Here is an 18,383-nt window from a genome sequence, read left to right as displayed (position 1 = left end):
CCGGAGGTTACGCCTCGGCGAGCCTGTTAGTGAAGAGGGACTCAAGAAACACTTTCGGATGGACCGGTCTCGGTCCGGCCGTCGCCCGTCTTCGGGCGGCCTCGCGCGGCGAGGAACGACGCCATGCGGTCCCGCGCCTCCCGGCCGTCCGCCAGGGAGGCGATCAGCCGCGCCTCTTCGGCGAGGTGGCGGGTCAGGTCGTCCGCCGTGCCGGCGCGCAGCAGGCCCTTCGCGGCACACAGCGCGTCACCGGCGCCGGCGGCCAGACCGGCCGCGGTCCGGTGTGCCGCGTCATCCAGTTCCTCGTCCTCCACGGAGTGGGAGACCAGGCCCCATCGTTCGGCGTCGTCGCCGGTCAGGACCCGGTTGGTGAGGATCAGGTCCGCCGCCCTGCGCGGGCCCACGAGACGGGGCAGGAACCAGGAGGCCCCGCAGTCCGGCGTCAGCCCGATCGCCGTGTACGCCAGCCGGAACCGCGCCGACCGGGCCGCCAGGACGATGTCGCCCACCAGTGCCAGGCCGACCCCGCCACCCGCGGCCGCGCCGCGCACGGCGGTCACCAGCGGTACGGGCAGCTCGTACAGGGCCTGTACCGCCGCGTGCGCGGCGCTCGCCACGGCATGGACGTAGGCGCCGGTCCCGGTGCCTCGCCCGGCGAAGGCGCGCAGGTCACCGCCCACGCAGAAGCTGCCGCCCGCCGCCCGCAGTAGCACGGCACCGCCCGGGTCCGCGGCCACCTCGCGCGCGGTGTCCCGCAGGGCCTCGGCCGTCCTCAGGTCCAGGGCGTTGCCCCGTCCCGGGTCGTCGAGTCTCAGCTCGACGACCCGGTCGGGGTGGCGGACGATCCGGACCGGCTCGGTGCTCACGGCAAGGCCCATGGGTGCTTCTCCTGTCGTAGCTTCCCGTCGCCGGGTGCTTCCCGTCCCCGGTGTTTCCAGGCAAGATACTTAAGACGCTATACAGTTTCTAGATGCGACGGGACCCGATGCCCGTACGCCCGTCGGCGGGAGGTCCCGTGCCCATCCAGTTCGATGTAGACCCGACTGTCACTCAACTCGCTGCGGACACAGCAGAGTTCGTGCGCGAGGTGGTCATTCCGGCCGAGCGCGAGTGCGGCGGGTCCGTGCACGACGCCCCCGAGGCCCTGCGGGAGACCCTGCAGAAGGCCGCCCGTGACGCGGGGGTCTTCGCTCCGCACGTGCCGGCACGCTGGGGCGGACACGGGCTCGACCTGCGCGGGCAGGCGGTGGTGTTCGAAGCGGCGGGCTACTCCCTGCTCGGACCGCTGGCGCTGAACTGCGCCGCCCCGGACGAGGGCAACATGCACCTGCTGGAGAAGGTGGCCACCGAGGAGCAGAAGCAGAGGTATCTGCGTCCGCTCGCCGCGGGGGAGTCACGGTCCTGCTTCGCCATGACGGAACCGGCCCCCGGGGCGGGCGCCGATCCCCGCTCCCTGCGGACCACCGCGACCCGGGTTCCGGGCGGCTGGCGCATCGACGGGCGCAAGTGGTTCATCACCGGTGCCGAGGGGGCCGGCTTCGCCATCGTCATGGCCCGTACCTCCGGCAGTCCCGGTGACCCGGGCGGCGCCACCATGTTCCTGGTCGACGCCGGCAATCCCGGCATGCGCCTCGTCCGGACGATCGAGACCCTCGACGAGTCGCTCTTCGCCGGGCACAGCGAGATCGCCTTCGAGGAGTGTGTGGTGGGGGAGGAGCAGGTGCTCGGCGCGGTGGACCACGGCTTCCAGGGCGCTCAGGTCAGGCTCGGTCCCGCCCGGATGACGCACTGCATGCGCTGGCTGGGAGCTGCCCGCCGTGCCCAGGACGTGGCGCTGGAGCGGGCGGGGAGCCGGATGGCGTTCGGCTCGGCGCTGGGAGACCTCGGCATGGTCCAGCAGATGCTGGCCGACTCCGAGATCGACATCGAGGCGAGCCGCGCCCTGATCCTGCGCACGGCCTGGGAACTGGACACCGGCTCCGCAGCCGCCTCGCAGCTCACTTCGGTGTCCAAGACCTTCGTCGCCGAAGCGGTGAACCGGGTGGTCGACCGCGCGGTGCAGATCTGCGGAGCGCTCGGCATCTCGGCCGCCGACGCCCCGCTGGCCCGCCTGTTCCGGGAGGTGCGGCCGTTCCGCATCTACGACGGCCCGTCGGAGACGCACCGGTTCGCCATCGCGCGCCGCGCGCTGCGGCCCCACCGGCAGCCGCGCACGGGCGTCGCCGACGGCTGACGGCGCGTCGATCCCAGGCGCCCACGCACCCATGCGCAACCAAATGTTGCGCGTGGCTGCCCTCTGTCGTACGCTGATACGCAACTAAAGGTTGCGAAAGGCTTCGGGCATGGAATACGGCAGCATCGAGCGCGAGATCCACGTCGACGCGTCACCGGAGGTGGTCTTCGAAGTCGTCAGCAGGCCGGAGCACATGCGGGAGTGGTGGCCGGACGACGCGCGGTTCAAGTCCGTCCCGGGCGCGCCCGGTGAGCTCTTCTGGCGGGACGAGACGACCGGCGAGACGATGACCGTCGCGCTCACCGTCGTCGAGGTCGACCCGCCGTCGCGGTTCTCGTTCAGGTGGTGCTACACGGGCGCCGAACGGGGCGGGGACTCGTTGCTGGTCACCTTCGACCTGCTGCCGACCGAGCAGGGGACCCGGGTGCGGATGACCGAGACCGGGTTCCGCGAGATGGGCTGGGAGATCGCCGTTCTCGAGGAGCAGTACCGCGATCACGTGAGCGGCTGGGACCACTACATCCCACGGCTGGGCGCGTACATCGCGCGGCTGGTGTCGGCCTCATGAGCACGCCGGTCGACGACGAACTGTGGTCGGCGATCGGTGACCCCACCCGGCGCACGCTGATCGACCTGCTCCTGGCGTCCGGAGCCGGAACGGCCACCTCACTCAGCGCGGGCCTGCCCCTCACCCGGCAGGCCGTGTCCAAACACCTCGCCGTCCTCGACCGGGTCGGCCTGGTCCGTGCCGAGCCGGCCGGCCGCGAGCGGCGCTACCGGGTCGACGAGGCACAACTCGCCCGCGCGGCCGCGCAACTGGCCGCGGTCGGCACGTCCTGGGACGCCCGACTGCGCCGGATCAAGCACATCGCGGAGGCGATCGAACGCAGCCGCGACCACACCGAGGACCACACCGAGGACCACACCGAAGGAGCATGAAGATGCCCGACATCCTGCATCGCATCGGCGCCGTCGCGCCGCTGGACGACGTCTACCGTGCCATCGCCACGCCCGAGGGCATCGCCGGCTGGTGGACCACCGACACCACCGGCAAGAGCGAGGTCGGCGGTCAGCTGGCGTTCCGCTTCGGCGACGTCGGCGGCTTCGACATGGAGATCCTGGAGCTCGACCCGGTCGGCCGGGTGCGGTGGCGCGTGACGGACGGCCCCGCGGAGTGGATCGGGACCGAGATCGACTGGAACCTCAGCCGGCGCGACGAGTACACGATCGTCCTGTTCAAGCACGAGGGCTGGCGCGAGCCGGTCGAGTTCATGCACCACTGCAGCACGAAGTGGGCGACCTTCCTGCTGAGCCTCAAGGACTTCGTGGAGACCGGACGCGGCAGGCCCGCGCCCGACGACGTCCGGATCAGCGACTGGCACTAGACAGTTCCACCGTCGTCGTGACCCGCGTGAGCGCGGGTTTCCGGGGCACCGAACCGAACCCGAAGTGCACGGGGGGTTCGACCGGTGCCATGACACCGAGGTCACGGCCCTCGAAGACCGCGGACACCGCGCCGACCGGCCGCATGTCCCGTACGCCGTACCACTCGCGGCGTCGCGCGCCGGTACGGCCGCGGGTGCGTACGTGGGTCGGCAGCAGACGGGCGGGCCCGTTCGTCAGGGCGGCCCACGCCGGGAGGGCGGCGATCGCGCCGGGTACGGCCGCCAGGAGGACGCCCAACGGTCGTCGCCGGCCCACGGTGAAGCCCAGCTCGAGAGGCCCCGCGGTGGCCGTCCAGGTGTCGTCCGCGACGCTCACCTCGACCGGCACGACACGCACCGCGTCGAAGCTGTAGGTGCCACTGACGAAGTCCGCCGTCCGGTGCGAGGGGGCGAGCAGCAGCCGTTCCCCGTCGGCCCGCTCGATCATCACGTCGCTGAACGCCCCGAACGGCGACCGCTGCCAGTGCCCCAGCACGATGCGTGTCCCGGAGGAGGTGCCCACGCCCGCGATCCAGCCGTCGAAGCGCAGCCGCGAGCGCCCTCCCGGAGTGCCGGGCGTGCGGCTCACGGTGCTACTCCCCGGACCGAACCGGCGCCGGGACACGCGGTCTCGTCACCCCCAGACGCACGTGGCGCACTCCTTCCGAGAAGTGCACCAAGGGCTCGGCGGTGGGCGCGGGAAGGCCTGCCGCGCTGGTCAGCGTCTCCTCGAGCACATCGACGGCGGCGTCCGCCAGCGGCCAGGGCTCGTGTTCGACCGGCGTCTCCCAGAGCATGCCGAGCCGACGGGTGTACGCCCGCCAGCGCGAGGTCAGCCACACGTCCCGCTCGGTGGGCGTGATCGGGTCGCCGGGCCTGACCATCAGGCGGTAGGAGGCCTCGTCGCCCCACCTGGACCCGGCGTACGAAACGGCGTCCCCGTCCAGGGAGACGCTCAGCCTGCCCGGGTGGTACGGCGCTCCGACGGCCCGGGCCGCCAGCATCAGCGGGCAGGCCACCTCGATGGACAGGAACCACAGGCCGTCCGTCCCGTCCCGGTGCCGGACGAAGGTCCGCAGGTTGGTCTCCGCGAACACCGGGAGCCCCGGCATCAGGGCGGGCACCGCGGGAGGGCGCACATCCGCCATCACGAAGGGGGTGAGCCCCACCCAGGCCGCCCCCTCGTACTCGTCCACCACCAGGCCCTCGGGCAACAGCGCCTGGACCGCGTCCGGCGGAAAGGCCCAGTGGACGAACGTCTGCCTCAGCCAGCAGGCCCGAAGCGCGGGCACGCGCACCCGCTGCTCGGCTTCATACGCGACCACACACGGCGAGTCCCCGGACGTGACCGGCGGAAACGCCCGGCCGGGCGGAACGCGGGGCGGCGGGGACCAGGGAACGGTGTCGGACGGCGCACCGGTGCTGACGTGGTCAGTCGAGGGAGGCCATGAAGTCCAGCATCCTGCGGTTGATCTCCTCCGCGTGGTCGATCTGTGGCCCGTGGCCCGTGTTGGAGATGATCTCGGCCCGGGCGCCGGGGACCAGACGTGGGACGCGCTCCACCTGCCGTTGCGGGTGCACGAGGAGGCTTCGCTTGCCGAGCACCAGATAGAGCGGCGTTCGGACGGTGGACAGTTCCTCCTCGGACAGGGGAAGCGGCGCCGGGCGGCGTATGCGGTAGGCCCGTACAGCCTTCCTGATCATCGCGCGCAGCTCCGGCATGACGAGGACCGGCTGTTCCAGCCAGGCCGCGAGTCGCGGGCGGAACGCCTTGGGCGCGAAGGTCGCGAAGAGACCGGCGAAGAGCCAGACGAAGAAGCGCAGCCCCACCTTCTCCAGGCCGCCGGGGTCGAGCAGCGTGACCGAGGCGAGGCGACCTGGCCTGCGATGCGCCTGGTTCAGCGCGAGCCATCCCCCGTAGGAGGTGCCGACGAGGTGCACGCGGTCGAGGCCGAGGCCGGCGAGTGTCTCCTCCAGCCACTGCGCGGCGTGCTCGGGGTCGTGGATCGGCGCGCGCTGCACGCTGCGGCCGGGATCACCCGGAGTGTCGATCGCGTAGACCGGGCGCTCCGCGCTCAGGGCCGGGGTGTTCGGGTACCACATGGCGGAGCAGGAGCCCGCCCCGTGCACCAGGACGACGGGGGTGCGGGATCGCGCCGCCTCGCTCGCGGGGCCGTAGCGGTAGACGTGCGTGGTGGCGTAGGACGTCTCCACGCCCTCTTCCGCGAGCGTGGCCGCTCCCAGGGCGTACACCGCGTCGCAGGCCGCGAAGTAGCGCTCCCGCCAGGCATCGCTCACGTAGCGGCCGACATCGGCCTGAATGCGGGCAACGGTCTCGGGCATGGCCACCTCCGGCGTTCTCGGTTTTGTGATACGAACGTACCACGACGTTGGTACGGTCGTATCATCAAAAGGTCCCAGGGAGTCACAGCGACAACGACGAGCGGAGAACCAGCCGATGCCCAAGCGCGTGGACCACGCAGAACGGCGTACCGAGATCGCCGAGGCGCTCGTCCGGGTCGCTGCACGGCGCGGTCTGCATGCCGTGGGGATGCGCGATGTGGCGGCGGAGGCCGGCGTCTCACTGCGGCTGGTGCAGTACTACTTCCAGACCAAGGAAAAGCTGTTGCTCTTCGGTCTCGAGCATCTGGCGGAGAGATTCGGGGAGCGGGTCTCCGCCCGGGTACGGGCCGCCGGGGACGACCCCGGTCCGCGCGCGATGGTCGAGGCGCTGCTGATGGCGGCGCTGCCGACGGACGACGAGAGCCGCACCTTCCACCACCTCTACACGTCCTACGCCGTTCTGTCCGTGAACGACCGGGCGCTGGCGGCCCAGCCCTTCATCAAGAACCCCGATGCCGCCGAAGACGCCCTGACCGGACTCCTCCGGCAGGCGCACGAGGCAGCTCTCCTCGAACCCGGTGTGGACGCGCGCTTGGAGGCGGCCGGCCTGCTCGCCCTGTCCGCCGGGCTCGGCACCGGCATCCTCGTCGGCCAGCGCAGTCCGGAGTCCGCCACCGCGGTACTGGAGCACCACCTGAACCGGGTCTTCCGCACCGGTGACGCGTGACGTCGGACTCACGGCGATGCGCCGACGGTGCGACGTAAGGATTTCGTCATCGGCTGCGGGGTACTGCCGGGCCGCCGGCCTCCGTTGAATGGGAGAGCAACAGGAACGTCTCAGGAGACGAGTGGGGATGGGGCGCGTGCGCAAGGTACTGACCGGGCCGTCGGCCATCGTGGTGCTGGTGGCGGTGGTCGCCGGGGTCGGCTTCGGGCTGTACTGGTTCCAGCCGTGGAAGCTGTGGCAGGACGAGACCGTCCAAGAGGCGCTGCCCGGGGCCGTGGAGAACTCCGCTCCTCCCGCCGCGGCGCCCTCGGGTGAGCCGTCCGAGCCGCCCTCCCCGGCCACCGGCCCGCAAACGCTGGCCCGTGGCGAGCTGATCAGCCACGAGCACGCGACGTCGGGCACGGTGAAGCTCGTACGGCTGGCCGACGGCTCCCATGTCCTCCGGCTGGAGAACCTCGACACCAGCAACGGACCGGACCTACGCGTCTGGCTGACCGACGCGCCGGTGAAGCAGGGGCAGGCCGGGTGGCACGTCTTCGACGACGGGAAGTACGTCAGCCTCGGCAAACTGAAGGGCAACAAGGGAAGTCAGAACTACGCCCTGCCCTCTGACGTGGATCCGTCGGGCTTCGGCAGCGTGAGCATCTGGTGCGACCGTTTCGACGTGTCGTTCGGCGCCGCCGAGCTCGCCCGAGTCTGACGGAGCGGCCCGGCCATGGCCGGGCGGGACGGCTCACGTCGGTGAGTCGACGCCTCATGCCCTGAGTGTCCTCTTCCGTTTCCGGCTGTGCACCTCTGAGGCGCGCGCCCTGGAATTCCCGCCGTCAGGATTTCTTTTCCCAGGGCTATCGCGGGCGTCCGATTCGGGGGTCCAATGGTAGGAGTCAGGCTCCGCGCCAGCGCCGTCAGAAGAGGCACGCAATGGACCCATGGCTGATCTGGTTGATCATCGCAGCCGTTTTGGCCGCGGCGGAGATCTTCACCCTTACCGCCGCGCTCGGAATGCTGAGTGCGGCCGCGCTGGTCACGGCGGGCTCCGCCGCGGTCGGGCTGCCACTGCCGTTGCAATTCCTGGTGTTCACCGTCGTCGCCACAGTCACCGTGCTGTTCGTGCGCCCCATTGCACTGCGCCACGTATTCCAGCCCCAGACGGAGCGGTTCGGCGTGGACGCACTGGTCGGCAGGGCCGCCTATGTCGTCTCGGAGGTGACGGGCCTGGGCGGCAGGGTCCGCATCGACGGCGAGGAGTGGACGGCCCGCGCCTACGACGAAACGCTGGTGATTCCTGCCGGAAAGACCGTGGACGTCATGGAGATCAGCGGCGCCACCGCGATCGTCTACCCCCGGGACTGAAACCATGGAAACCTCGGCGTTCCTGATTGCCGGCCTGATCGTCGCGCTGATCGCGGTTTTCACCGTGGTGCGGGCGGTCCGCATCGTGCCCCAGGCACGCGCGCGTAATGTCGAGCGGCTCGGCCGCTACCACCGGACCCTGAATCCCGGCCTCAGCCTCGTGATCCCTTACATCGACCGTGTTCACCCGGTGATCGACCTACGGGAACAGGTCGTCTCCTTCAAACCACAGCCGGTCATCACCGAGGACAATCTGGTCGTCGAGATCGACACCGTTCTGTATTTCCAGGTCACGGATCCGCGAGCGGCTTTCTACGAGATCGCGAATTTCCTTCAGGCAGTCGAGCAGCTCACCGTCACCACCCTGCGCAACGTGGTGGGATCCATGGACCTGGAAAAGACCCTCACCTCGCGGGACACCATCAACAGCCAGCTCCGCGGCGTGCTGGACGAGGCCACCGGCAAGTGGGGACTGAGGGTCAACCGGGTGGAGATCAAGGCCATCGACCCCCCGCAGTCCATCAAGGACGCGATGCAGAAGCAGATGCGAGCCGAGCGGGACAAGCGAGCCGCGATCCTCGGGGCCGAAGGACAACGCCAGTCGCAGATTCTCACCGCCGAAGGCGACAAGCAGGCCGCCGTCCTGCGCGCGGAGGGAAACCGCACGGCCGCGATCCTCCAGGCCGAGGGCCAGTCCCGGGCCATCGACGAGGTGTTCCAGGCCGTGCACCGCAACGACCCCGACCCGAAGCTGCTGGCCTGGCAGTACCTCCAGACGCTGCCCCAGCTCGCGCAAGGCCCGGGCAACAACTTCTGGGTGATCCCCAGCGAGATCACCGCCGCACTCCAGGGCATGTCCCGCGCCTTCACCGAGGTGCTGCCCCGGTCGCCGGCCACCGTCGAGAAGCCCTCGGACGACATGGCCGCCCAGGCCGCCGACGACACCGCACAGGCGGGGGGGGGGGGGGGCCCCCCCCCCCCCCCCCCCCCCCCCCCCCCCCACCCCCCCCCCCCCCCCCCCCCCCCCCCCCCCCCCCCCCCCCCCCCCCCCCCCCCGGGCGCCCCCCCCCCCCCCCCGGGGGGGGGGGGGGGCGGCCCCCCCCCCCCCCCACGCCGCCAAGGCCGAGAGCGCCGGACCCGACGCCCTCCCGTCTCACCCGCCTCGCTGACGGCCGGCGGGGTCTCCGCGAGAACCCCGCGACGGGTCGCAGTGCCGGACCGGCGGCCTGCGTGAAGTCGTCCTTCAGCAGCTCATCAGGCTGTCCGGTCGGGCAGCCGTGTCGGAGAGGTGGCCTGTGCGCCGGTCACGGGAGTGCCTCCTTGACCTGCTGGCAGCGGGCGCAGTAGCGGGCCTGCGGCACGATCATCAGCCGTTGCCGGTCGACGGGGCGCCGGCACAGGTGGCAGGTGCCGTAGGAGCCCTGCCGCATGCGGGTGAGGGCCGCTTCGACGTCGGCGAGGACCATACGGGCGGACGCCGCGAGCTTGACGCGGACCTCCGCCTGCGCGGCGGCCTGCCGCCGGTTCCGGTCCTCGGCACGGGAGGTGGCGGGTCCGGCGAGCTGGCGCAGTTGCTCTTGGCGGAACAGACGCTGCTCGTGCAGGTTCTCGCGCAGCGCGGCGAGGTCGTCGGCCGACAGGTGGGTCGTGCTCTCGCCGATGGTCTGGTCGGTCACCACGTCACCCCTTTGAGGCAGGGCGTAGAAGGTTTCGGTACGGGCGTCGGGCAGTCGGTCGGTCAGGCGGTGCGGCGGCGGCAGGCGACGCAATAGCGGGTGTAGGGCAGGATCTCCAGGCGTTCCGCGGGGACGGGTTTGGCGCAGCCGAGGCACGTTCCGTAGGTGCCGTCCTCGATGCGGGCGAAGGCTTCCTCGATCTCTTGGAGGACCCGCTCCATCGCGGTCTTCTGGACGGCCAGCAGGGGGTCGTCGTCCGCGCTGGAGCCGGTCTCGTCGAGGGCTCGCAGCTGCGCCAGCCGTGAGGTGCGGGCGTGTTCCAGGCGTTGACGGGCGTCGTGCAGACGGGGCTCGGCCCGGGTGACATCGAGCGACATGGTCGGTCCCTTTCTCGGCGGCACAGGCGGCACAGGCGGCATACCTGGGCGGTTCGTGTCTCTCCACCCTGGCCGCGGCGGTGGCGGATACCTATTGGGCGCGGGGCCCATTTGTGCGGGGGCGGGGGATCCACGCGGCCGCGTCGTGGGTGGCGCACGACCGGCGAAATGGGGGTCGGGCCCCATCGACGGGGCGCTCGGGACCGGGCAGGCTCTTTCCAGGGGTTCCGGGAGTTCCAGGGTTTCCAGGCGGTTTCAAGGAGAGAGGCTGAGGGCGGTTGTCGTTGTTCTGGCGGATCTTCGCCCTCAACGCCGTGGTGCTGGGCACGGCCACGGCCCTGTTGCTGTGGGCCCCGGTGACCGTCTCCGTGCCCGTCCTGCTCACCGAGGCGATCATCCTCGTCGGGGGCCTGGTCGTCATGCTGGTCGCCAACGCCGCGCTGCTGAGGCTAGGCCTGGCCCCGCTGGGCCGGCTCACGAAGCTGATGACCACCGTGGATCTGCTGCGTCCCGGTCAGCGTCTGCCCGCATCCGGTGGCGGCGAGATCACCGAGGTGATCCGTACGTTCAACGCCATGCTGGAGCGGCTGGAGCACGAAAGGGCCACCAGCAGTGCCCGGGCCCTGCTGGCCCAGGAGGCCGAACGGCGCCGCATCGCGCAGGAACTCCACGACGAGGTCGGCCAGAGCATGACCGCGATCCTGCTGGAGCTCAAGCGCGCCTCGGACGAGGCACCGCCGCCGCTGCGCGAGCAGTTGCACGAGGTGCAGGAGATCACCCGGGAGAGCCTGGACGAGGTCCGCCGCCTGGCGCGCAGGCTGCGGCCCGGTGTGCTGGACGACCTGGGCCTGGTCAGCGCGCTGACCTCGCTCACCGAGGACTTCGCCACCCACACCGGGTTGCAGGTTACCCGGCGTTTCGATGCCGACCTGCCGGTCCTGGGGCCGGAGACGGAACTGGTCCTGTACCGCGTCGCCCAGGAGTCGATGACCAACGTCGCCCGGCACGCGGACGCCACCCGGGTCACCGTCGCCCTGCACCACACCGACGACCGGGTGGTGCTGGCCGTCACCGACGACGGCTGCGGCGTCGAGGCCCCCCGAGAAGGCGCCGGCATCCGCGGCATGCGCGAGCGTGCCCTGCTCATCGGCGGCAGCCTCGAGATCACCCCGGCACCCCACACCGGTACCCGGGTCCAGCTCACCGCACCCGTATCCAGGAAGCAGCCCTGACCATGCCCGAAGCGACCACGACGGCCGGGACCGCCACGGACGCCACCACCGCGACGTCGGAAACGTCGGGGACGAGCACGATCCGCATTCTGCTCGCCGACGACCATGCGCTGGTGCGCCGCGGCGTGCGGCTCATCCTCGACCGTGAACCGGACCTCGAAGTGGTCGCCGAGGCCGGGAACGGCGCCGAGGCCATCGAGTTGGCCCGCACCCGTGACGTCGACCTGGCCGTGCTGGACATCGCCATGCCGCGTCTGACCGGCCTCCAGGCCGCCCGGGAACTGGCCGCCCTCAAGCCGGGCCTGCGGATCATGATGCTCACGATGCACGACAACGAGCAGTACTTCTTCCAGGCCCTGAAGGCCGGTGCGAACGGGTACGTGCTGAAGTCCGTCGCCGACCGGGACCTGGTCGCCGCGTGCCGGGCCGCGATGCGGGACGAGCCCTTCCTGTATCCGGGCGCGGTCACCGCACTGATCCGCAACTACCTCGACCGGGCCCGCCACGGCGCGGAGACGCCCGAGCAGATCCTCACACCCCGCGAGGAAGAGGTCCTCAAGCTGGTGGCCGAGGGGCATTCGTCCAAGGAGATCGCCGACCTGCTGTTCATCAGCATCAAGACCGTCCAGCGGCACCGCGCCAACCTGCTCCAGAAACTCGGCCTGCGTGACCGCCTGGAACTCACGCGGTACGCGATCCGTGCGGGCCTGATCGAGGCCTGAGCGGCGATCACGGTGGGAAGGGCCCGGGTGCACCGCACCGCGCGCACCGCCGGCGCCAGCGACGGCGCCCGGCCCGACGTCACGTTCCTGGCGGCCGTCCTCCTGGCACTGCTGGCCACACTCGGCGTCGCCGGTCCGCCGCCCGGCGCGACAGCCGAGCCGGTGGCCGCCGCGGTGGCAGCGGTCGACCGACACGCGGGCAACGGGCCGGGCGCCGACGACGGGTGTGAGGCTGTCGGGACCAGCGAGTACCCCGCCCCGCGCGGGCACCTCGCCACCCCCTGCACCCCGACCACGGACGTCACGCCACCCCTCGCCGCGCAACTCCCGGCACCAGCCGCGCACATCCCCTCCTCGGGTCCCCACGCACTCCGTGACCGCGGGCGAGCACCCCCTGTGTCCTCCGGCACCTGACACGCCCACACCCCACCCCCCCCCACGGCCACGTCCGCGTGGCCGTGGTCGCGCATGCCGGAGGCCCCCGTTGAACCGTTCCGTGCGCGTGAGGGCGCTGCTCGCCCTCGCCGTGATCGCCCTCTCCCTCTACATCGCCGTCGCCGTGCCGGTCCGCCTCGGACTCGACCTGCGCGGCGGTACGCAGCTCGTGCTGGAGACCCGCTCCACGCCCACCACCGACGCCGGCCGTGAGGCCACCGACCGCACCCTGGAGGTGCTGCGTGGCCGTATCGACGGACTGGGCGTCGCCGAACCCACCCTGGTCCGCTCCGGCGAGAACCGGATCATCGTCGAACTGCCCGGCGTGCAGGACCCGAAGCGGGCGGCCGAGGTGCTGGGCCGCACCGCGCAGCTCACCTTCCACCCGGTGCTCGGCACCGCTGACCGCACGGCCGACCCCACCCCCGACCACCCCACCGCCGACCGCATGGCCGACCCCACCGCCGACCACCCCAGCGACCGCCCCGGCGAGGCCTCCCAGCCGCGGCCGAAGCAGCCGCCCCGGGAACGCGTCCTGCCCGACGAGTCCGGCACGCCGTTGCGCCTCGGGGCCGCGGCGCTGACCGGCGAGGACGTCAAGGAGGCCGCCGCCCGGTTCGACCAGCAGGGCGGAGCCGGATGGCATGTCACCGTCGGCTTCGAGGGGGAAGGCCGCACCGGCTGGGCCCGGCTGACCGGCCAGGCCGCCTGTCACCCGGCGGGCGACCCGGCGCGGCGGGTGGCCATCGTCCTCGACGACAAGGTCATCTCCTCGCCGCAGGTCGACCCGTCCGTCGCCTGCCGGACCGGCATCCGCGACGGGGCCACGCAGATCACGGGCTCCTTCGCCCCGGATGAGGCCCGTGAACTCTCCCTGCTCATCAACGGCGGAGCCTTGCCCGTGCCCGTCGAGACCGTGGAGCAGCGCACCGTCGGCCCGACCCTGGGCGCGCAGGCCATCACCGCGAGCGCCTGGGCGGCGGCCATCGGCACCGCGCTGACCTCGCTGTTCATCATCGGTGTCTACCGGCTGATGGGTGTCCTGGCCGCTGTCGGCCTGGTCTGCTACGGCCTCGTCTCCTACGCCGCCCTGGCCGCGCTCGGCGCCACCCTGACCCTGCCGGGCCTGGCCGGTTTCGTCCTGGCGATCGGCATGGCCGTCGACGCCAACGTGCTGGTCTTCGAACGGGCCCGCGAGGAGTACGCGGCCCGCCGGAGCCCCAGTACCCGCTCGGCGCTGGCCGCCGGGTTCCGCAACGCCTTCAGCGCGATCGCCGACTCCAACATCACCACGCTGATCGCGGCCGCTCTGCTGTTCTTCCTCGCCTCCGGGCCGGTGCGCGGCTTCGGCGTGACCCTGGGCATCGGTGTGCTCGCCTCCATGTTCAGCGCGCTGGTGATCACCCGCTTGCTCGCCGAGGTCGCGGTGAGCCGGCCCCGGGTACGCCGCCGCCCCCGCCTGACCGGCATCGCCGGCACCGGCGCGGTCCGTGACCGCCTCACCCGCCGCAACCCGCGGCTGATGCGCCGGCCGGGCCGCTGGCTGGCCGTGTCGGCCGCCGCGCTGGTCCTGGCCGGTTCAGGCATCGCGGTGCGCGGCATCGATCTCGGCGTGGAGTTCACCGGTGGCCGCCTGATCGAGTACGCCACCACCAGCACCGTCGACCCCGACCGGGTCCGCACCGCGCTGGCCGACGCCGGGTTCCCCCGGGCCGTCGTGCAGTCCTCCGGTGAAGCGGGCCTGACCGTGCGCACCGAGCCGCTGACCAACGCCGAGGAGACGGAGGTCACCGGTGCCGTGCGCGATCTCGCGGGCGGGGCCGACAAGGTCCGTGACGAACTGGTCGGCCCCAGCCTGGGGGAGGAGCTGCGCCGGGGCGCCCTGATCGCGCTCGCCGTGGCTCTGGGCGCCCAGTTCGTCTACCTCGCGGCACGCTTCCGGTGGGTGTTCGGCACGGCGGCGGTCGTCGCCCTCGCCCACGACGTGGTGATCCTCGTCGGTGTCTTCGCCTGGCTCGGCAGGCCTGTCGACGGGGTGTTCCTGGCGGCCCTGCTCACCGTCATCGGCTACTCGGTCAACGACTCCGTGGTCCTCTTCGACCGCATCAGGGAACTCGCCCGCAGGACACCCGAGGCGCCGCTGCCCGACCTCACCGACCGGGCCGTCGTGCAGACCCTGCCCCGGACCGTGAACACGGGCATCGGCGCCGCGTTCATCCTCACCGCCCTCGCCGTGCTCGGCGGGTCCTCGCTCACCGACTTCGCCCTGGCCCTGCTCATCGGCCTCGTGGTCGGTACGTACTCCTCCGTCCTCACCGCCGCTCCGGTGGCGATCCGGCTCCACCACCACCGCACCCCGCCCCGGCAGCCGTCCGTCCGTACCTGACCCGGCCGGGGTGACCGGACACGGGTGAGTCGGGTGAGCGTCAAGCGGCTCACCCGACTCCCCCGTGGCCGTCCGCGCCGCCGTGTCAGTGCGGCTGCCGCTCGCCGTGGTAGCGCTGGGCGAGCCGGGCGAGGGCGACCGCGCCGAGCAGCAGGCCGAAGTCGCGCAGCGCGATGTCGTAGTAGTCCGGGATGGTCAGCAGGTTGACGATGATGCCGGCCAGCCAGCCGGCCACCAGCCAGGCCCCGAAGCGCGGGGCGAGAGCGACGGCGAGACCGGCGACGATCTCGACGACACCGACGGCGTACATGGCGGCCTGGGCGCTGCCGGGCACGATGTCGTCGATCCACGGCGCGAGGTACGCGGGCCAGTCCACGAGCAGGTTGGTGAACTTGTCCAGCCCGAACAGGATCGGCGCCACGGTGAACCCGACGCGCAGGATGACGAACGCCTGGTAGCCGGGGTCGCCGAGCGCGGCCCGCCGGGACGCGACGGACGGGGAGGGGTGGGTTGCGGACGTCATGACGCACCGTTCCTTCTATCGACAACTCTCACTAACAATAGAAGCGCGGGCGGCTTCTTTAGTCAATGCCCATGGGTTTTACACTGGTGTTCGTGGACCACCCGAAAGAAGCACCCCACCCGGACGTCTCCGCCGTCGCCGCCCTGGACGAGCCGACCCGCAGGCGCCTCTACGACCACGTCGTGCGCCAGCCGGGGCCGGTCAGCCGCGACGAGGCCGCCGCCGCTCTCGGCCTGGCGCGCCAGACCGCGGCCTTCCACCTGGACCGCCTGGCCGACGAGGCACTCCTCGACGTCGTCTACGAACGCCGCAGCGGCCGCACCGGCCCGGGGGCGGGCAGGCCGGCCAAGCTCTACAAGCGCTCCGCCAAGCAGGTCACCGTCAGCCTGCCCGAGCGGCACTACGAGCTGGCCGGACGGCTCCTCGCCCAGGCCCTGGAGGAATCCGAGGCCACGGGCGAACCGGTCCGCGCCGTCCTGCACCGCAAGGCCCACCGTCTCGGCGGCCGGCTCGCCGGACAGGGCGGCCCGGGGGTGTTCGACCTCCTGGAGCGGTACGGGTTCGAGCCACGCCTCGACGGCGACGCGATCGTGCTGGGCAACTGCCCCTTCCACGCGCTCGCCCGCGAACACACCCAGACGGTGTGCGGCATGAACCTCCACCTGCTCCGGGGCGTTCTCGACGGTCTCGAGGACAGCAGTCTCCACGCCTGCCTGGCGCCCGGCCCCGGCCACTGCTGTGTCCGCCTGGAGCCGGCTTCCGCCCCGCCCGCGACCGCGAGTCCCTGACGCACCACTCGCCGCCCGCCAACCCCCTTCCCCGTCACACGAGAGGCACGTCATGGATCTCGCCGGATCGATCAACAGCCACGCATCGGGCAGCCACCCATCGGGCACCGCCGACCTGCCCGCCCCCTCCGCGAGCATTCCGCGCCCGCAGACGGCGGCACCCGCGCCCACCCCCCTGCGCGTCGTTCACGACACCGACGGCATAGACCTGGCCGAAGCCGAACGCGCCGCCGCACGCTTCCTCGCCGCACTCGGCATCGACACCAGCACCGAGAGCCTGCACGGCACACCGGGGCGCATGGCCCGCGCCTACGCCGAACTGTTCAGCCCCCGCCCCTTCGACCTGACGACCTTCCCCAACGACGAGGGCTACGACGAGCTCGTGCTGGCCCGCAGCATCCCGGTGCGCTCGGTGTGCGAGCACCATCTGCTGCCCTTCACCGGCACCGCCCACGTCGGCTATCTCCCCGGCCACCGCATCCTCGGCCTGTCCAAACTGGCCCGTGTGGTCGAGCACTTCGCCTGCCGGCCCCAGGTCCAGGAACGCCTGACCAAGCAGGTCGCCGACTGGCTCCAGGCCCATCTCGAACCCAAGGGCGTCGGCGTCGTCATCGAAGCCGAGCACAGCTGCATGACCCTGCGCGGCGTCCAGGCCACGGGCTCCAGCACGCTCACCTCCACCCTCCTCGGCACACTCCGCCATGACGCCCGCTCACGCGCCGAGTTCCTGTCCCTGACGGGGCTGCACTCCTGACCGGCTTGATCTAAGCGGTGCTGCCGGCGGCCGAGGTGGCGGCCGTGACGAACGCGGCGGCCGCGGGCGACAGGCTGCCGCGGCGGCTGACGAGGGCGATGTCCAAGGTGGTCTCCGGCTCGATGTCCAGGACGCGGGCGCCCAGTCGCCGGGCGACGTCCCGCCAGGAATCCGTGACCACCGCGAGCCCGACCCCGGCCAGTACCAGGGGCATGAGCGACACACGGTGCTCGGTCTCGGCGGCGACGGTGAACTCGATGCCCTGCTCCCGCAGCGCGTCAACGTAGGCGCGCATCCCGGTACCCGGCTGCCCGACGATCAGCCGCTGTCCCGCGAGTTCCCGCCACTCCACCGCCGTCCGACCAGCGAAGGGGCCGTCGCCCGGCACCACCAGCACGAATCGCTGGCGCCCCAGCGCATGGGAGACGACCTCCTTGTCGGAGACCGGACCGGCGGACGCCAGGAGCCCCAGCTCCACGGCACCCGTGCGCACCATGTCGATCACATCACGGGAGGTGAACGCCGCCTTGATGGCCACCGAGACGCCGGGATACCGGTGGCTGAAGGCACTCACCAAGGTCGTCAGCGGCTCCACCGCCTGCGACGGCATCGACGCCACATCCAGGCGCCCCTCACGCAGCTCATGCACCGCCGCGACACTGGCCCGTGCCGTCTCCAGACTCCGCACGGCCTCCCGGGCAGGCTCGATCAGGGCCCTCCCGGCCTCCGTCAGGACTGCCCTGCGCCCGATGCGATGGAACAGCTCGGAGCCGAGATCACGCTCCAGTGCCCGCACGGCCTGCGACAGCGACGGCTGCGACACGTACAGAGCCGAGGCCGCACGGTTGAACCCCCCACGATCAACGATCGCAAGGAAGTACTCCAGCTGCCGAACGTCCATACGCGCCCTCTGCCCTCAAGGAATCAACCCACTGACCACCGATGCAGTGACCGTAATCGTCAGGAACCCGGACGTACGCTCGTGTCCGCTCCGGTGCGGCGCGCGCGGGCCAGGACCAGCCGGCCGAGGACCGTGGCGCTCAGCCCCACCAGCATCGCGACATAGGCCCCGCCCAGCCCATTGCCGGTGCCGAGACCGCCGTCGGCGGTGGCCGCGACGAGCCCGCCGAGGGCCAGGCCGATCAGCCCCGCCCCCATGGCCGCCGCGGCCACGAGAGAGGGACGGGCGGAGCCGAGACGGCCGGCCGGGCGGGCCAGGGCCAGCCCGGCGATGACGAGGCCGGCCAGCGCCAGCAGGGCGCCCGTGGTGGCTCCGAGACGCCCGACGCCGAAGTCGTAGGCGCCGGCGGCGAACAGGTGGTGAGCAGACATCGAGATGCTCCTTCTCTTCCTGTGACGGGGTGTCGCCCGAGCATGTCCGCCCGGGCCGGCCCCCGTCGTCCGGCGGAC

Annotated in this window: 22 protein-coding genes and 1 pseudogene; 14 read left to right on the top strand and 9 right to left on the bottom strand. The window is 71.9% G+C overall.

Features of this window, described 5'->3' with window-relative positions; all coding sequences use genetic code 11:
* Positions 1 to 41: 41 nt before the first annotated feature.
* A complete protein-coding gene (locus ACZ3I3_RS23035; RefSeq protein ID WP_467367870.1) occupies positions 42 to 878 on the bottom strand; it encodes an enoyl-CoA hydratase/isomerase family protein in 837 nt (278 codons plus the stop codon).
* 137 nt (positions 879 to 1,015) lie between these two features.
* On the opposite strand from ACZ3I3_RS23035, the gene ACZ3I3_RS23030 reads away from it, so the two are divergent.
* The 4 genes from ACZ3I3_RS23030 to ACZ3I3_RS23015 all read left to right on the top strand — a co-directional run bounded on the left by ACZ3I3_RS23030 (position 1,016) and on the right by ACZ3I3_RS23015 (position 3,618).
* A complete protein-coding gene (locus tag ACZ3I3_RS23030) occupies positions 1,016 to 2,233 on the top strand; it encodes an acyl-CoA dehydrogenase family protein (protein WP_467367868.1) in 1,218 nt (405 codons plus the stop codon).
* A 109-nt stretch (positions 2,234 to 2,342) separates the two neighbouring features.
* A complete protein-coding gene (locus ACZ3I3_RS23025) occupies positions 2,343 to 2,801 on the top strand; it encodes an SRPBCC domain-containing protein (RefSeq protein ID WP_467367866.1) in 459 nt (152 codons plus the stop codon).
* Positions 2,798 to 3,172: an ArsR/SmtB family transcription factor gene (locus ACZ3I3_RS23020; protein ID WP_467367864.1), complete on the top strand. Its 375-nt coding sequence runs from the start codon at positions 2,798 to 2,800 to the stop codon at positions 3,170 to 3,172. Before ACZ3I3_RS23025 ends, ACZ3I3_RS23020 begins: the two co-directional genes overlap by 4 nt.
* A 2-nt stretch (positions 3,173 to 3,174) precedes the next feature.
* On the top strand, positions 3,175 to 3,618 hold the full coding sequence (locus ACZ3I3_RS23015; RefSeq protein ID WP_467367862.1) for an SRPBCC family protein: 444 nt from the start codon (positions 3,175 to 3,177) through the stop codon (positions 3,616 to 3,618).
* On the opposite strand, the gene ACZ3I3_RS23010 is transcribed toward ACZ3I3_RS23015, so the two are convergent.
* From ACZ3I3_RS23010 to ACZ3I3_RS23000, 3 genes are all read right to left on the bottom strand, one after another.
* Entirely contained in the window at positions 3,602 to 4,246 is a 645-nt protein-coding gene (locus ACZ3I3_RS23010; RefSeq protein WP_467367860.1) for a hypothetical protein, read from the bottom strand. The two genes, ACZ3I3_RS23015 and ACZ3I3_RS23010, sit on opposite strands and share 17 nt — an antisense overlap.
* A 4-nt stretch (positions 4,247 to 4,250) precedes the next feature.
* The gene (locus ACZ3I3_RS23005; protein ID WP_467367858.1) at positions 4,251 to 4,982 is read right to left on the bottom strand and encodes a YqjF family protein; all 732 of its coding nucleotides are present in this window, start codon (positions 4,980 to 4,982) and stop codon (positions 4,251 to 4,253) included.
* 106 nt (positions 4,983 to 5,088) lie between these two features.
* Positions 5,089 to 6,000 carry an alpha/beta fold hydrolase gene (locus tag ACZ3I3_RS23000; protein ID WP_467367856.1) on the bottom strand — a complete coding sequence of 304 codons (912 nt, stop codon included), beginning with the start codon at positions 5,998 to 6,000 and terminating at the stop codon, positions 5,089 to 5,091.
* Between the two features lie 115 nt (positions 6,001 to 6,115).
* Here ACZ3I3_RS23000 and ACZ3I3_RS22995 point away from each other — a divergent pair, with 115 nt between their 5' ends.
* From ACZ3I3_RS22995 to ACZ3I3_RS22980, 4 genes and pseudogenes are all read left to right on the top strand, one after another.
* On the top strand, positions 6,116 to 6,727 hold the full coding sequence (locus tag ACZ3I3_RS22995) for a TetR/AcrR family transcriptional regulator (protein ID WP_467367854.1): 612 nt from the start codon (positions 6,116 to 6,118) through the stop codon (positions 6,725 to 6,727).
* A 127-nt stretch (positions 6,728 to 6,854) separates the two neighbouring features.
* A complete protein-coding gene (locus tag ACZ3I3_RS22990) occupies positions 6,855 to 7,427 on the top strand; it encodes a DM13 domain-containing protein (RefSeq protein ID WP_467367852.1) in 573 nt (190 codons plus the stop codon).
* 221 nt (positions 7,428 to 7,648) lie between these two features.
* A complete protein-coding gene (locus tag ACZ3I3_RS22985; protein ID WP_356926133.1) occupies positions 7,649 to 8,080 on the top strand; it encodes an NfeD family protein in 432 nt (143 codons plus the stop codon).
* 4 nt (positions 8,081 to 8,084) lie between these two features.
* A pseudogene (locus tag ACZ3I3_RS22980) lies at positions 8,085 to 9,035 on the top strand (SPFH domain-containing protein); the annotation flags it as partial.
* 349 nt (positions 9,036 to 9,384) lie between these two features.
* Here the strand turns inward: ACZ3I3_RS22980 and ACZ3I3_RS22975 are convergent.
* Positions 9,385 to 9,759 carry a TraR/DksA family transcriptional regulator gene (locus ACZ3I3_RS22975; protein WP_467367850.1) on the bottom strand — a complete coding sequence of 125 codons (375 nt, stop codon included), beginning with the start codon at positions 9,757 to 9,759 and terminating at the stop codon, positions 9,385 to 9,387.
* Between the two features lie 59 nt (positions 9,760 to 9,818).
* Positions 9,819 to 10,133 carry a TraR/DksA C4-type zinc finger protein gene (locus ACZ3I3_RS22970; RefSeq protein ID WP_467367848.1) on the bottom strand — a complete coding sequence of 105 codons (315 nt, stop codon included), beginning with the start codon at positions 10,131 to 10,133 and terminating at the stop codon, positions 9,819 to 9,821.
* Between the two features lie 278 nt (positions 10,134 to 10,411).
* On the opposite strand from ACZ3I3_RS22970, the gene ACZ3I3_RS22965 reads away from it, so the two are divergent.
* The 4 genes from ACZ3I3_RS22965 (at position 10,412) to secD (ending at position 14,908) form a co-directional block, all read left to right on the top strand.
* The gene (locus ACZ3I3_RS22965) at positions 10,412 to 11,365 is read left to right on the top strand and encodes a HAMP domain-containing sensor histidine kinase (protein ID WP_467367846.1); all 954 of its coding nucleotides are present in this window, start codon (positions 10,412 to 10,414) and stop codon (positions 11,363 to 11,365) included.
* 2 nt (positions 11,366 to 11,367) lie between these two features.
* The gene (locus ACZ3I3_RS22960) at positions 11,368 to 12,087 is read left to right on the top strand and encodes a response regulator (RefSeq protein ID WP_467367844.1); all 720 of its coding nucleotides are present in this window, start codon (positions 11,368 to 11,370) and stop codon (positions 12,085 to 12,087) included.
* A 27-nt stretch (positions 12,088 to 12,114) separates the two neighbouring features.
* Complete coding sequence (locus ACZ3I3_RS22955) at positions 12,115 to 12,501, top strand: hypothetical protein (protein WP_467367842.1); 387 nt, start codon at positions 12,115 to 12,117, stop codon at positions 12,499 to 12,501.
* Positions 12,502 to 12,571: 70 nt separating this feature from the next.
* Positions 12,572 to 14,908, top strand: coding sequence for a protein translocase subunit SecD (gene secD / locus ACZ3I3_RS22950; RefSeq protein ID WP_467367840.1), 2,337 nt, complete (start codon positions 12,572 to 12,574; stop codon positions 14,906 to 14,908).
* A gap of 85 nt (positions 14,909 to 14,993) precedes the next feature.
* On the opposite strand, the gene ACZ3I3_RS22945 is transcribed toward secD, so the two are convergent.
* Entirely contained in the window at positions 14,994 to 15,431 is a 438-nt protein-coding gene (locus ACZ3I3_RS22945; RefSeq protein ID WP_467367839.1) for a DoxX family membrane protein, read from the bottom strand.
* Between the two features lie 86 nt (positions 15,432 to 15,517).
* Between ACZ3I3_RS22945 and ACZ3I3_RS22940 the strand changes: the two genes are divergently transcribed.
* On the top strand, positions 15,518 to 16,219 hold the full coding sequence (locus ACZ3I3_RS22940) for a helix-turn-helix transcriptional regulator (protein WP_467368032.1): 702 nt from the start codon (positions 15,518 to 15,520) through the stop codon (positions 16,217 to 16,219).
* Between the two features lie 52 nt (positions 16,220 to 16,271).
* Positions 16,272 to 16,973, top strand: a complete 702-nt coding sequence (folE, locus tag ACZ3I3_RS22935; RefSeq protein WP_467367837.1) for a GTP cyclohydrolase I FolE — start codon at positions 16,272 to 16,274, stop codon at positions 16,971 to 16,973.
* Positions 16,974 to 16,983: 10 nt separating this feature from the next.
* Here the strand turns inward: folE and ACZ3I3_RS22930 are convergent, their stop codons facing one another.
* Positions 16,984 to 17,874 carry a LysR family transcriptional regulator gene (locus tag ACZ3I3_RS22930; RefSeq protein ID WP_467367835.1) on the bottom strand — a complete coding sequence of 297 codons (891 nt, stop codon included), beginning with the start codon at positions 17,872 to 17,874 and terminating at the stop codon, positions 16,984 to 16,986.
* A gap of 59 nt (positions 17,875 to 17,933) precedes the next feature.
* Positions 17,934 to 18,305 (bottom strand): DUF6223 family protein, encoded by a 372-nt coding sequence (locus tag ACZ3I3_RS22925; protein WP_467367833.1) that lies wholly within the window; start codon positions 18,303 to 18,305, stop codon positions 17,934 to 17,936.
* Positions 18,306 to 18,383: the final 78 nt, after the last annotated feature.

The sequence above is a fragment of the Streptomyces sp. NPDC016851 genome, from assembly GCF_055562795.1.
This window is presented reverse-complemented; position numbering and strand designations above follow the sequence as displayed.